This window comes from Mucilaginibacter sp. GW821-FHT07G05 (assembly GCF_059418565.1).
Genome location: NZ_JBWKQC010000005.1, coordinates 56,629 through 70,730, shown reverse-complemented (window position 1 = coordinate 70,730; position 14,102 = coordinate 56,629). Strand labels below are relative to the sequence as shown.

Sequence of the window (14,102 nt, the reverse complement as noted above, 5' to 3'; positions counted from 1 at the left end):
CGCTATGGCTTTACATTAGGCCATGCGGGGATTTTGTTATTGTGGGGTAGGTTTGTGTTATTTTTTAAACTTATCGTCGAGTATTTTTATAAAGTATGCGCCAACTACGCTGCGGGCAGTAAAGTTCATACGTTGCGCGTTGGTGGTGCGGTGCCAGTCGGTTAAAGGTGAGCGGTCGCTTGTTTCTACGGCAAATTTGTACATTGGGGCAACTAAGGCATCAAAATCCTTTTGGTTATCGGCCAACGTAGCCGACCAGGTAACCCAGTCAGATTTGGTATAGGTTTCGCGGCTATCCAAAGGCAAGCCATACTTGTTTTGCTTGGTCAAATAAAAATCGATCTCCTTTTTATATACCGTTTTCGGGAACAGGTTTAGGCCGAGTACTTTATCCCATACCATATTGTATTTCTGGCTCCAGGTGTTCTTGTTATCAAAGGTAAGCGCGTAGTGGTCGCCTGCATCGGCAGCTTTCATCCAGCGTTTGGCCATATCTTTAGCCATAGCCTCATATTTTTTACCGGTGGTTTTATCGCCCAGCATATTGGCCAGCATTCCGTAGCTGCCCAATGCCTCAATAGCTTTTACCGACAAGTTGGCATTACGTGCAAGGTGGCCCGAAAAATCGTCGCTTGATAATTGATTGGCCGGGTCAAAACCTTCTTTACTCAGGTATTCGGCCCATATAGTTAATGTTTTCCAGTGTTTTTTAGCGTATTCGGCATTGCCATCGGCTTTAGCTATAGCAGCGCTCAAGATGAGCATATTGCCCGATTCTTCAATCGGCATATCTTCGCCATAAGTTTGGCCGTTAGCAATAGGGTAGGTACCCAAATCGTGCGAAGCGAAAGGTTTTGTCCAGCGGCCACTTTCACTGTAATAAAATATACCATTCATCATTCCTTTTAACAGTTCGGTATTGTATATCAGGAATAATGGTGCCGATGGATAGGTAATATCAACCGTGTTGATAGAGCCGTTGCTATAGTTCTCTTTAGATAAGAACAATATCTCACCTTCCGGACTTTTAGCCAGTTTATGTGCCGATATGGCTTGCCTGTAAGCAATTTTGCAAAGATTAGCATAAGCTTCGCCGCCGCTTTTAAGCGCGGTATTGTATAACTGTGTATCAAATGCTTCGCATTGTTTTACAACGTCAGCGTATTGCTGCGCGGCCAGTGCCATTTGATGTTCAATGGTTTCGGTGCCGTTGTTGTTCCACCACGGGCGCAGGTTATTGCCGAAGTATTGAACAGAGAACATATCGTCATAACCCATCAGGATGAACTGCTCCTTGGCAGTTTTGCCAACTGTACCTAAAGGTATCACCGTGTTCAATACCAGTTTTTTGCCGGTTAAATCAGTCGCGGCGGCATCAGTATTGGCAGTTAATATTTTCAGCGCGTCCAGCTCGGTACTTACGGTTTGGATAGCCTTAGCCTGTTCAGGAACGCCTACATACATATAACCCCAGTCTATCCTAACGTTATCGCCGGTTCTTTTAAGCATGGGTTGTTCTATGGTTCCGGCTTTTAAAATGTTGAGGCCATCTCTTGAATATTCAACCCCTTTTACCAGTTGAAAAGGTATGTGGGTAGCAACAGTACTTGAAGCACCGAAGTATAACTTAACCTGGTGCTCGTTACCATCGTTAGCGCTCACTTTAGCTGAGATGTATGATACCGGCCTCGCCAAAAGATCCAGGTTGTTCATCAACAGTGGCGAAGTGAAGGTAAGGGTAAGGTTAGCCGTGCCGCAGGTAAACTCATAAATGGTTTGGGTGGCGTTAAACTTAAGGCCGGTTTGCTTAGCCTCGATAATATTAGCGGCGTTATCGGCTTCGGGCTCCGCTACCAGGCCTGCATCCAACCAACGACCGCCGGTTAAATTGACGCAATGTATGGCCAGTATATTCTCGCCTGTTTTTAAAAGATCATTGCTGATGGGGATGTAAATGAAGCTATCTGTCCAGCCTACTTTGCTGTATACAGGTTTGCCGTTCAGGTACACCTCCACGTTTTCATCGTGGTTAAGTTTAAGGTAAAGTTTGTTTGCGCTTACTTTATCTAAGTTGAAGGTTCTGCGGGTCCAGATGTTGTCTGTTCTCCATTGTGTTTTGGCATCGCCCTTTTCAAAGCCGAAAGGCGCTGCACCGGTTTTCCAGTCGGCATCTTTAAACGAGGCGGTTTCCCAGCCATCGGCAGGTTTGCTTTCGGTATATTTAACGGTATAATTGGTTTCGTCGCCTGCCGGGATGATGGTGTTATACACCTTTTCAACCTTCCCTAAAAAGTTGTACAGCTTGCCATCTACACTTAAAATACCGTTTAAAGATTGGTTAGCGCCCGTCCAGTGCGAAGTTGTGGCGGCATTAAGCGTATCACTGGTGGACCATATACTGAAATACGGATCGTGCGTGATAAGCGGGTACGCCGGTGCCTGCCTTACCTGCGCGTTGGCGCACGAAATACACAACAGTCCGCAGGCAATTGAAAGTAATTTATTCATCATTTTTTGTAGGGTTTAACAGATAGTTTATTAGGGATTGTTTAAAGCTTATTTTATGATATTATTAATATAATTAGGTTATTATCGCTCATATTGAGCAGTATTGCAGGCCTAAATATAAGCTAAAAGCCACACGGAAATATAGTACAAACACTGATTGAACCGATATGATGAAATATTGAGAGGATATGAAGAACTGCCTGTTTAGCAATCGATAAACATTTTATTTCTTTTAAAAACTATGGTAGATATTGGATGATGTTGTAGTTTCTGAAATTACCAAAATGCGTCATTGAGAGAATTTTAATTCTTTTTAGACTTGGAAGGTAAATGACGATGGCACACCACCACTCTCCACTGTCATGCTGAGGAACGAAGCATCTGTCGCAGACAAGCATAGCGAAGAAGATTCTTCAAACGTTCAGAATGACAGTTTTTTTTAACACGTCATGGGTAAGCACGAAGCAATCCCCTATTTACAGAGTCGCTCTGTATAGTTTAGAGATTGCTTTGTGCCTCGCAATTGACGCGAAGATTTATTAATAAACTTATTTACCGCTTTTCAGCTGCTGTAGCCTTGCGTAAATTTCTATCATGGCTGCCTGATCAATAAGGCGTTTGCTTTTTTCTACGCCTACCAGGTTGTTGGCATCGCGTTCTTTGTTCCAGATGGCTTCGGCGTCTTCTTCGTAAAAGTCGATCCAGTTTTTGTTCTTATCAATCTTGTACAGGTCAACATAGCCGCGCAGCATTACCGCGTTAAACCAGTAGTTACCGCTTGGCAGCCTGCCGTTTTTAAAAAAATGCTCACGACCGGCTTTGGCTACGCGCTGTGCTTCGGTAAGGTATTTTTTGTCTTTAGTGATCTGGTACAGCAACACGTTAGATTGCAGCATGGTACCTGTATTGTAGGTATAGGTGTCTTTGTTTACTTTAAGCGTTTTAGTGCTGATGTTATCGTAATACACGCCGTTCGGGTCTTGCAGGTATTTGTTGGTCCAGTGATAAATATCAAGGGCCGTTTTAAGGTACGATGCCTTGTGGTTCACTTTGTATAACTCCAGCAATACCAGTATGCCCGGCCCATTCGAGCAGGTGTTTTTGGTACTTTTGTCGCCTTCTTTCCAGTAAATACCACCGCCGGTTACGGTATCTAATCCGCCCAAAATATAACGGCCAATCAGTTCAGATACTTCCAGATATTTCTTTTTATGGTTACGTTTATAAGCATCAAGGTAGGCAATGGCAATCCATTGGTTATCATCGTAAAAGCGACTGCTCAGGCGTTCTTTGGTTACGTAATCCTGGTAGCCGGGTAATGGCGGCTGGGCACTGTAGTATTTATCTATTGCCTTTTCAACGGGCAGCATGTATTGCTTTTTAGGCTGCAATACCTCCATTTCGTTAGCGCCCTGTATGTAGGCGCATAAAGGCCACAACCACGAGTGGGGATTCTCTTTTTGTACGGCATCGTTAGTTTCGAGATACAGCCCTGTTTTATGGTCGCTTAAATGGGTATTGATGGCCTGCTGAAGCGCGTCGATCCTTTTTTGATAATCTACACTTTGCGCGTTAAGCGTTGCGGGAAGTACGGCAATGGCCACCAGCGCGGCGGCGTATTGTAAGCTTCTTTTTAAGTTCATTGTGGGGGATTTGTTTTAGATTTTTATATGGATGATCTTTTGGTTAGCTATTCATTATTAAGTCCGTTTCAATGCCTGCATGTATTGTAACGGCGATTTGCCGTATTCCTTTTTAAACGCCCGCGAAAAGTTTGAGCTGCTTTGAAAGCCTATGCGGTCTACCACTTCGTTCATGGCGATATCCTCATGAGTCATGATCTGGATGGCTTTTTTGAGGCGGATGGTTCGTATAAAATCGCCTACAGATTGGTCGGAAATGCTCTTTATCTTTTGATACAATTTTGTGCGGCTGATGTACAGACGGGTACACAAAAACTCCACGTCCAGTTCGGGGTCTTTAATATTATCTTCAATAAGGTTCAGTAGTTTTTGTACAAACTCTTTATCCTTTTTAGAGTGTACCAGCTCGGTAGCTTCTGACAGGTAATTATCGGTATACCGTTGTTTCAGTTTCTCGGTCTGTTCAAAAATATTGTTTACCGTTAATAGCAGCAGGTTAATGTTAAGGGGTTTTGAAAAATAGTAATCCGCGCCCGATTCCATTCCTTCAATTTTGGTATCCAGCGCGTCCTTAGCCGAAAGTATAATGAAGGGGATATGCCGGGTTTCAAACGTATCCTTAATTATTTTACAAAGCTCAATACCGCTCATGCCCGGCATCATCACATCGCTGATGATCAGATCGGGCAATTTTTCCGAAGCCATTTCAATGGCCGAACTGCCATCTTCGGCTTCTTCAATATGGTAATGCTTTTCGAGGGTTTGCTTTAAAAATGCGCGCAGTTCCTGGTTATCATCTACCAGCAAAATACGCTTACGCGAATTGGACGCCACAGTTACCTCATTTTGTTCAATAGAAAGCGGTAACAGGGTAGAGTTATCAATAGGTTCCAGCTGGGCTTCCATATCGGTGCCGGTAATCGCTTTTTCGCTTTCGGCGTAATTCTCATCGCCCCAGGGCAAACCTATTACAATCTCAGTGCCTTTATAACGCTCGCTATATACATAAATATCGCCTTTGTGCAACTGGGTAAGACTTTTAACCAATGCCAAACCCACACCCGAACCCAAATGGTTTTTACTGAAGCGATAATAACGGTCGAAGATCTTGGAAATAGATTCCGCCGAAATACCAATACCCGAATCTGCCACCCGGAAATAGATGTACTTTGTTGCCCTGTGTTGCTGGTTCAATAACTCGTAGCCGGTACTAAAGGCAGGTTTAAAGCTCTCCATATCAAAAAAAACATCGAAGGCTATTTGCCCGCCTGTATTGGTGTATTTTATGGAATTGTTGAGGATGTTGAACAGTATTTTTTCGAGTACCTGCACATCAAATAAGCTGGTGAACGGATAACCGGTTTCACCCTCGGTATGGTCGGTCATTGTAAATTGGATGCCCTTGCCGGTAGCCAGGTTTTGAAACTCCCATGCCAGGTCTTTACAAAACTGGTTGATGAGCAGCGGTTGCACCTGTAGCTTGATAATGCTGTCGGCCACCTTTTTAAAGTTCATCAACTCGCTGATCAGGTTCATCAGCCTTTTAGCGTTACGGAACATCAGCTGATAGGAGTGGTTGAGCGCCACATTCTTATTCTCGGTAATCAAAGCTTCAAGCGGCCCCAATATCAGGGTAAGCGGGGTACGAAACTCATGCGATATATTGGTGAAAAAGGTAAGCTGCTGCTGGTAAAGCTCCTCGCGCTGCTTGTGCATTTCCTCCTTCTTTTTTTCGTTGATGGCCCTGACTGCCAGCTCGCGTTTAAGGCGATACCACCTGGCCTGGTAAAGGTAAATACCCACCAGTGCCGATAGCACCAGCAAAGCATAGATCACCTTAGCCGTGACCGATTTCCACCAGGGCGGTGTAATAATGATGGCGGTTTCGGCTTTGTAGCTGCTCCAAATCCCATCGTTATTGGTGGCTTCCACAATGAAATGGTAGCCGGTATAGTTGAGGTTGCTGTAGGTAGCGCTCGGGTTTTTACCATCGGTATACCTCCAATCTTTATCAAAACCAACCAGTTTGTAACGGTATTTGCATTTCAACGGGTTAGCAAAATGCATCGATGAAAAGAATATAACAAAGTTGTTTTGCAGATAGTTAAGCTTTAACTCGTTGCTGTATCCCATAGGGGATGCAATGGTATTGGCCGATGAATCCTGCTCACCATAACGCGGCTTTCTGTTATTGATGAGTATACTGGTAAGGATAGGGCGGGCAGCTAAATTATTAGGCTTAATTTGATCGGGATAGAAATAATTGAGCCCGTTTATACCCCCGAAATAAAGCCTGCCATCTGCACCTTTATATGATGAACCCACCTTAAAACTATTACCCTGCAAACCATCGTTTTTATCATACCTGATGAGTTTTCCGCTAACAGGATCGAAACGTTGCAGGCCATTACCGCCCATCCATATATTGCCTGTGTTATCGATCTCCAGGCTTTCTACATCCTTAAAAATACCGTAATTATCCGCGTATGATTTTATGGTGTAAGCATCGCTGTTAGCTTGTAACGAAAGCCTGTTTAAGCCGCCGCCAATAGTGCCTATCCAATAAGTATTATCGCGGCCGCTGATAGGGTAGGTATAGTCGGAACTTAGCACATTACCTTTAGCCCCGGCATTATAACGGACGGTTTTTACAATGTTGCCCTCCTTATCAATTACTAAGCGTTTGAGCCCCTGTGTGCTCGATACCAACAATTGCGGGCGGTTACTATCGGCAAAAATGAAGAAGCCCTCATCGTAATATTTTACGTTGTAATGGCCGGCTGCATCTTTCCAGATTACGCCATACCTGTCCGTATGGTTACCGAACCATATATTGCCATAGTAATCTTTGGCCAGCGTTTCTATCACGTATGTAGGAAACTGATCGTACCCCGGTGGTTGCCACAAGGCATTGCGGCCGGGTTTTAGTATCTCTATCCCGTTGGCAGTTCCCAGCCAAAGGTTATGTTCGTTATCGAGCGTGAGCGAAGCTATCAGGTCTTTTTTTAAGCGTAATGCGGAATTGTAAGTGTTATAATGCGTAAACGCCTGTGTTTTTAAGTTAAAGCGATTAAGTCCATTGGCTGTAGTGCCTATCCAAAGGTCGTCGCCATCTTCCATTACCGAGCGGATGTGGTTGCCGCTTAACGAGTTGCTGGTTTCGGGATTATGCTGTAAGGTATAAAACAGCTTTTGGTTCAAGTCGCAATAATTTACCCCACCGCCAAAAGTCGCCACCCATAAACATTCCGACCTGTCGATAAATATGTTCAGCAATGAATTGGAGTTAATACTGCGTAACGAACTTTTATTGTTAACCACCTGTATCAGTTTCAGGCTGTCGTTAAGCCGCAGCAAATCGCCCCCGGCGGTGTTCACCCAATAATCTGTACGGCCTTTTTGCACTACGTTTTTTATGTAATGATTACCGGGCGCGGTAAATTGCCGGGTTACGGTTAGGCTTTGCCTGTTAACGAGTGCCAGCCGGCCTTCGTTTGCCAGTACTATATTGTTCAGGTGATCGAAACTGATGCGGGTGATGCTTTGATAGGGCAGACCTTTTATAGCTACCTGTTTAAAGTGGTTGCTTTTATCAAGTGTCCAAACACCCTTATTGCTGGTGAGGTAAATTAGGCCATTGTTATCATAGCTCATATCGCTAAAGCCAACATCGTGCGGTACGGGCAGCGCCTGCTCCTGAATGGTGTCACCTTTTAAAATAAACAGTTTTACGCAATTCCAGGCCAGTCCATAAATGCGGTTGCCTGCGGGTTTGTAGATCTTCCAGATTCCGTAATCGCTTTTGTTACTGCGGTAGTCTATATATTTTTCGGTGTGGGTATTAAAGCATTGGAGGCCGCCTTCGGTACTTAGCCAAATATTGTCGTCATCGTCGGCATATAAACTGTTGAGGCGGTTTTTAAAAGCGTTGTTTAACGGTACATTGGTATTGTAAAACTTCTTTACCGAATAACCATCATACCTGTCGAGCCCGAAATTGGTGGCCACCCAAATGTAACCGTGCTTGTCCTGTACAATATCGTTGGCATCGGTATGCGAGAGGCCTTCATCAACCGTAATGTAATTGAATTTATAAGGATACGATTGCCCCCGGCTAAGGTTAACGGCACCGAAAATAAACAGCAGCAGAAAACACAAACCTTTGGCGTAAGTTTCTTTATTAAAACAAAACAGGTTGTTAATTTTCATTTATACCGGGTGTTCAAACTAATCTTTAAAAATAAAAAGCCACATAAAATATGAATGCTCTTTAGCCACTAAATTTAAAGCATTGGTTGTTATGGCCATGCTTGCATAATTGGTTACGCGGCTTTTTTCAAAACTATGGCTTTATTTGATCTTTTGCCTAATTGAAATAACAACGCCCGCAAAAATGAATTTATATGCCGAATAAACAGAATTATAAAGATGCGAAATGTACGCTTGGTCAAAAAAAATGTATGATTTTAATATTGACGCATTTGTGCAAATAGCCTTTCTATCAGGTGTTTGTTTTGGGGCGATTGAATGATCTCCGCGCATGATACAATGGCGCTGTATTACGGCTTTGCCATTAGTGTACGCTGTGTCAACAAATATGTATGCTATGGCAAGCCACTGTTTTTAAAAATGCGGTTATTTGCTTTACGATAAACCATACCGTTTAAACTAACCATTATTAATAATTCATGAACCAACCTCTATCAAAAAAAATAATTGCCGGTGCATTACTGGCTTTTCTTTTTGTGTGCAGCTATAGCCGTAGTTTTGGCTTTCAGCAGCAAACGGGTAACTTTTTGTCGGCAACAGATACCGCTACAGTACCCAAAGAAATTGAAGACCCCGAAAATATCGGTATCAATAAAGAGCTTAACCACGCTACCTTAATGCCGTACGGCTCGTTAAAAGAAGCGTTGGCAACCAACAGGCATGCCTCCACCTACAGCCAAAGCTTGAACGGCTTATGGAAGTTTAACTGGGTCGACTGGCCTCAAAAGCGCCCGGTTAACTTTTATAAAACAGATTATGATGTATCGGGCTGGAAGAATATTAAAGTGCCGTCGAACTTTCAGGTAGAGGGTTATGGTACGCCTTACTACAGTAACTACAATTACATTTTTCAAAAGGATTTTCCGAAGGTGATGAGTACGCCTCCCGAAAAGTTTACCGCTTATAAAGAGCGCAACCCGGTAGGTAGTTATCGCCGCGATTTTACGGTGCCCGCTACCTGGAAAGGTCGTCGCATTTTTATTACGTTTGATGGTGTTGATGCCGGTTTCTTTATTTGGGTGAACGGCAAAAAAGTTGGCTACAGTGTAAACAGCCGTAACGCTGCAGAGTTCGACCTGACCAAATACATTAAACCGGGCAAAAATATACTGGCCGTTGAGGTGTACCGCTTTACCACGGGCAGCTATCTCGAAGATCAGGATATGTGGAGATTGAGCGGTATTTTCAGAAATGTGACGCTATGGAGCAGTCCGCAAGCACACGTTCGCGATTACTTCATCAAAACCAACCTGGATAAACAATACCGTAATGCCGAGCTGGTAACCACAGCCAAGGTGAAAAACTATGGCACTACGCCAACCAAAGCACAGGTATTAAACGTTGCCCTGTATAATGGCACTGTACCTGTAGCGGGCGCGGTTGGTAAAAAAGCTATCCCTGCGTTAAAACCCGGTGAAGAGGTAACGGTTAATGTAAGCTTTAACGTAGCCAACCCTAAAAAGTGGACTGCCGAAACGCCTAATCTGTACACCACTGTTATTACTGTTAATGATGGCGCGCGTACTGTTGAAACGCTTTCGGCACGTACCGGTTTCCGCCAGATAGAGCTTAAAGGCCGTTTGTTTTTAGTGAACGGAGTGCCTATCAAACTGAAAGGTGTAAACCGTCACGAAAACTGGCCCGATGACGGCCACGCGGTTACCGAAGCGCAAATGATAAAAGATATCATCCTGATAAAACAGGCTAATTGTAACCACGTGCGTACCAGTCACTACTCTGATGATCCGCGCTGGTATGAGTTGTGCGACCAATACGGACTTTATTTGGTTGCCGAAGCCAATGTGGAATGCCATGGCGCATCAAATGAGTTTAACGAGGAGCCACGCATGAAAGCCGCTATTATTGAGCGCAACGTGGCCAATGTGGAGAATTTCAAGAACCACCCGTCGGTAGTAATATGGTCGTTAGGTAACGAGAACGGCAGCGGTGGTACTAATTTCAGGGCTGCGTTGAAAGAAATAAAAGCAATCGACCCGGACAGGCCTACACATTACGAGGGTTTCGGTATAGGCGATAAAAATCCGGCAGATATGGATAGCCAGATGTATACCGACTTGGTGAACCTCGAAAAACACGCGAAGGATAATTCGCTTACCAAACCTTTTTACCTGTGCGAATACGCCCACGCCATGTTTAACTCAATGGGCGCGGTTGATCTGTATAACGATCTGTTTGATAAGTACCCGGCATTGCTGGGCGGCGCTATCTGGGAGTGGCAGGATCAGGGTATTTATAATAACCGCGACCCTAAACACCCGATAACCGCGTTTGGCGGTGGCTTCGGTGAGTTTCCTAACGATAGGTATTATATTCATAAGGGCGTAGTGTTTTCAGACAGGTCGCTTAAACCACATTATCCCGAACTGAAACACGCTTATCAATGGGTAAGCATAGTGGCGGCCGATTTAAAAGCGCAAGTGTTCACCATTAAAAACCGTTACCAGTTCACTAACCTTAACAGCCTTGCCGGTAAGTGGGAATTAACTGAAAATGGCGATGTGGTAGCTAAAGGCGCGTTAGCCCTTGGTTCGGTAAAGCCGGGTGAGCAAAAGGATGTGAAAATACCTTATACCGTTACGCCTAAACCGGGTGCCGAGTACTTTTTAATGGTATCGTTTGATTTGGGTGCCGATGAACTTTGGGCTAAAAAAGGTTACGAAGTAGCATCGCAGCAATTTGAATTACCGGTAGCTGTTCCGGCTGTTGCCCCAACCGTAACCGGCACATTAACGCTTGCCGATAGCAAAGAAACGATCGATGTAAAAGGCAACGGTTTCGCGCTGGAATTTAGCAAAACGAAAGGTACCTTCTCTAAAATAGAAGAGAACGGCAATAACCTGTTGCAAGCAGATGGCGGCCCTATGCTACACCTGTGGCGTGCCCCGCACCAAATAGATGATACCTGGACCTCACCTAACTGGGATAAGAATGGCCTTAAAAATATCAGCTGGGTGGTTAATGAAGTAAAAAGTAGCCAGCCATCTGCTGGTGTGGTTGAAATTAAGGTGAGTTTGACAGGTACGGGTAAGCAAAACTTTACCGTACAGCACCAGGTAACTTATTCCATTAACGCTAACGGAACGGTAAAAGCGGTAAACAATGTGAGCTTTAGCGATCCTAAACTGGTACTGGCGCGCATTGGGGTACGTTTGTTCCTGAATAAAGAACTTGACCAGTTTGAATATTTTGGCCGCGGCCCGATGGAAAACTATGCCGACCGTAAAAGCGGATCGGACGTAGGGCATTACGCCAGTAGCGTAGCAAAACAACAAACGCCTTACGAAAAACCGATGGAAAGCGGTAACCATGAGGATGTGCGTTGGGCAAATGTAACATCGGCAAAAGGAGAGGGGCTATTGGTTAAGAAAGATACCGCCCTGTTACAGGTAGCCGCGTTGCCTTACAGCGATGAAGAGATGGAAAATGTAGAGTATAAAATAGACCTGCCAAAAAGTAAAGGCACTGTTTTGTGCATCAGCCATAAAACGCTGGGCGTAGGTACTTTCGGTTGTGGCCCGGTACCTTTAGAGCCTTTCCGTGTGTATGCCGTACCAACTACTTTTAGCTATCAGCTGCAATTGGTAAAAAAGAAATAAAGCCCCAATCCCTTCTATAATTAAGTTTAGTTTTACTGCTGCAAGGCTGCCCCAAAAAGGCAGCCTTCGCGGTTTTATATTAAACGGTGGTGGTGCTCACAAAAGGCAATAACTGTATCTCGCTGATGCCATGCTCCAGCTGCCATTGCTGTACTACGGGTTGCTCCAGTTTTAACTGACGGTATTCATCGGGCGCCATAATGGGTACGCCATAAATAATGGGGTAGTTACGACGGCAGGCGGCGCAGCTCAATAAGCCCTCGGTAATGTTATGGTCGATGGTTTGGGCGAATATTTGTAGGGTAAGATCTGCCTTATCAAAAGGGCAGCAAAGTTTTTCAATGGTTTTTAATCTCATATCAATCGGTTTAAATGCCTGCGGCATCTTTATATTGTTTAATTATTTTTTCAGGGGCATCGGCACTCATAATGCCCGATATTACGGCTATGCCATCAAACGGAACGGTGACTTTCAACTGCCCGGCATTGGCCGGTGTAATTCCGCCCGATACAAACAGGGGCATAGCGGTAAGCGCTCTTGCCTGCTTCACTGTTTCGGGCATTACAATGCTGCAACTCCCGGCCGATGGCGATGGGAACATGGCGCAAAAGGATACGTAATCAAAGCCATTCTCATTGGCGTAGGTTACTGGTTGCAGATCATCCGAACAGGTAATGCCGGTAATAAATTCACGGCTCACCTGTGCCCGTATAGCAGCGATATCAACAGGTGTTTCATCAAAATGAATCCCGTTTAATAGTGGGTTTTCTATCAGTAATTGCCAATCGTTATTGATGAGTAATGGAACATCATAGCGTTGACATAATTCGCCTGCTTTATTGATCAGCGCGTGCTTATCTGCACCCTGAGCCCAGTTATCCCACAATTGCACCGCCTGTAAGCCGCCACGTAAAGCAGCTGTAAGTTTATCGAGCAGTAGTTCTTCGTTCATTGCCGGATTGATGACCAGGTAGATGCCGCCTGTAATAGTGAGGTGCTTTGTTTTCATCATTTCCATCCGTTTTTGTAAGCATTATAAAAAGCTGCCCAGTAAGGGTCTTTGCTGTAGTAGGGCATCGGGCTTGCTTTGCCATTTTCTACCAATAAGCAGCCGTGCGCTTGTTCTTTCAGTTCGCCTACGATGGTCGCGCTGATGCCCTGCGCTTGCATTTGCTGAACTATTGCAGGAGCATAAGCCGGGTCGGCAGCCATTACCATAGCACCCGCGCCAATGCAGAAACGGGGATCAAGATCAAACAATTCGCAAATTTCTCGCTGTGCTTCGCCGACGGGGAGTTGATCATTGTAAATCAATACGCCATTGCCCGATGCTACAGCCATTTCGTAAATAGCGCCCAATACACCGCCTTCGGTAACATCGTGCATGGCGTTCAGTCCTGATGAGCTGACTGCTTTTGCCGCGAGGGCGTCAGGTAATGAGGATGTTTGATAAAAAAGCGCGCAGCCATCGTTATAAACTTCGGTACCGAGTTTGTTCTTCACCGTTTCCGGGAAACTCATGGCCAATATAGCGGCAGATGACATGGCGCATTGCTTGGTAACAATAATTGCATAGCCGGGGCGGGCATATTTGCTCAATAAAATCTCGTGAAAAGGTGCGGTTAGCACCATGGTGCCGCCGCCTGCAATAGTAGAGTTTTGCCCTTCAATGCTGCCGGTATGCCCGCCGGTTATGGCTACGCCAATAGCTTTACAGTATTGATGCACAAACTCCCAATAGGTTTTAAAATCGGTTTCGGTGAGGGTAGGCGGCAGGTTAAGCACCATTTGCGCGTATTGCGGAGCAAAGCCGGTGGTAGCCATATCATTAGCCATAAGGTGCACCGATAGCCATGCCGACTCCTGCAAACCAAGTGATGGAATAAGCGACAACGGGTCGCTGGTGAGTGCCAGCCCGAGTTTGCCGGGCAATTCAATAAGCGATACATCAACCCCAAAGGCGGGGCCGCTTTTTACCTCGGAGCGATGGTGCCCGCAGTAAGGTAAAATGATCTGCTCAAAACCCGGATGGTCTATTTTTCCTGATAATGCCATGGGTGTAAA

The 14,102-nt window shown here is 44.9% G+C and carries 7 protein-coding genes; 1 reads left to right on the top strand and 6 read right to left on the bottom strand.

Annotation, left to right across the window (positions count from 1 at the left end):
* Nucleotides 1-57: 57 nt before the first annotated feature.
* From AC07NA_RS14180 to AC07NA_RS14170, 3 genes are all read right to left on the bottom strand, one after another.
* Complete coding sequence (locus AC07NA_RS14180; protein WP_494898204.1) at nucleotides 58-2,511, bottom strand: glutaminase family protein; 2,454 nt, start codon at nucleotides 2,509-2,511, stop codon at nucleotides 58-60.
* A 545-nt stretch (nucleotides 2,512-3,056) separates the two neighbouring features.
* Nucleotides 3,057-4,151 (bottom strand): glycoside hydrolase family 76 protein, encoded by a 1,095-nt coding sequence (locus AC07NA_RS14175; protein WP_494898203.1) that lies wholly within the window; start codon nucleotides 4,149-4,151, stop codon nucleotides 3,057-3,059.
* A 57-nt stretch (nucleotides 4,152-4,208) separates the two neighbouring features.
* Nucleotides 4,209-8,360 (bottom strand): hybrid sensor histidine kinase/response regulator transcription factor, encoded by a 4,152-nt coding sequence (locus AC07NA_RS14170; protein WP_494898202.1) that lies wholly within the window; start codon nucleotides 8,358-8,360, stop codon nucleotides 4,209-4,211.
* A gap of 479 nt (nucleotides 8,361-8,839) precedes the next feature.
* Here AC07NA_RS14170 and AC07NA_RS14165 point away from each other — a divergent pair, with 479 nt between their 5' ends.
* Nucleotides 8,840-12,037, top strand: coding sequence for a glycoside hydrolase family 2 TIM barrel-domain containing protein (locus tag AC07NA_RS14165; RefSeq protein WP_494898201.1), 3,198 nt, complete (start codon nucleotides 8,840-8,842; stop codon nucleotides 12,035-12,037).
* Nucleotides 12,038-12,116: 79 nt separating this feature from the next.
* Here AC07NA_RS14165 and AC07NA_RS14160 read toward each other — a convergent pair whose 3' ends face one another.
* Genes AC07NA_RS14160 through AC07NA_RS14150 form a run of 3 tightly spaced genes read right to left on the bottom strand, consistent with a single transcriptional unit; the run spans nucleotide 12,117 to nucleotide 14,093 of the window.
* Nucleotides 12,117-12,395, bottom strand: coding sequence for a Trm112 family protein (locus AC07NA_RS14160; protein ID WP_494898200.1), 279 nt, complete (start codon nucleotides 12,393-12,395; stop codon nucleotides 12,117-12,119).
* Nucleotides 12,396-12,405: 10 nt separating this feature from the next.
* Nucleotides 12,406-13,050: a thiamine phosphate synthase gene (locus AC07NA_RS14155; RefSeq protein ID WP_494898199.1), complete on the bottom strand. Its 645-nt coding sequence runs from the start codon at nucleotides 13,048-13,050 to the stop codon at nucleotides 12,406-12,408.
* Nucleotides 13,047-14,093: an AIR synthase family protein gene (locus AC07NA_RS14150; protein ID WP_494898198.1), complete on the bottom strand. Its 1,047-nt coding sequence runs from the start codon at nucleotides 14,091-14,093 to the stop codon at nucleotides 13,047-13,049. Before AC07NA_RS14150 ends, AC07NA_RS14155 begins: the two co-directional genes overlap by 4 nt.
* Nucleotides 14,094-14,102 lie beyond the last annotated feature (9 nt).

What these genes read in the sequence shown, in the direction of transcription:
- AC07NA_RS14160 (WP_494898200.1), bottom strand. Translation starts at nt 12,395, where the DNA reads ATGAGATTAAAAACCATTGAAAAACTTTGCTGCCCTTTTGATAAGGCA.
- AC07NA_RS14165 (WP_494898201.1), top strand. Translation starts at nt 8,840, where the DNA reads ATGAACCAACCTCTATCAAAAAAAATAATTGCCGGTGCATTACTGGCT.
- AC07NA_RS14150 (WP_494898198.1), bottom strand. Translation starts at nt 14,093, where the DNA reads ATGGCATTATCAGGAAAAATAGACCATCCGGGTTTTGAGCAGATCATT.
- AC07NA_RS14175 (WP_494898203.1), bottom strand. Translation starts at nt 4,151, where the DNA reads ATGAACTTAAAAAGAAGCTTACAATACGCCGCCGCGCTGGTGGCCATT.
- AC07NA_RS14170 (WP_494898202.1), bottom strand. Translation starts at nt 8,360, where the DNA reads ATGAAAATTAACAACCTGTTTTGTTTTAATAAAGAAACTTACGCCAAA.
- AC07NA_RS14155 (WP_494898199.1), bottom strand. Translation starts at nt 13,050, where the DNA reads ATGATGAAAACAAAGCACCTCACTATTACAGGCGGCATCTACCTGGTC.
- AC07NA_RS14180 (WP_494898204.1), bottom strand. Translation starts at nt 2,511, where the DNA reads ATGATGAATAAATTACTTTCAATTGCCTGCGGACTGTTGTGTATTTCG.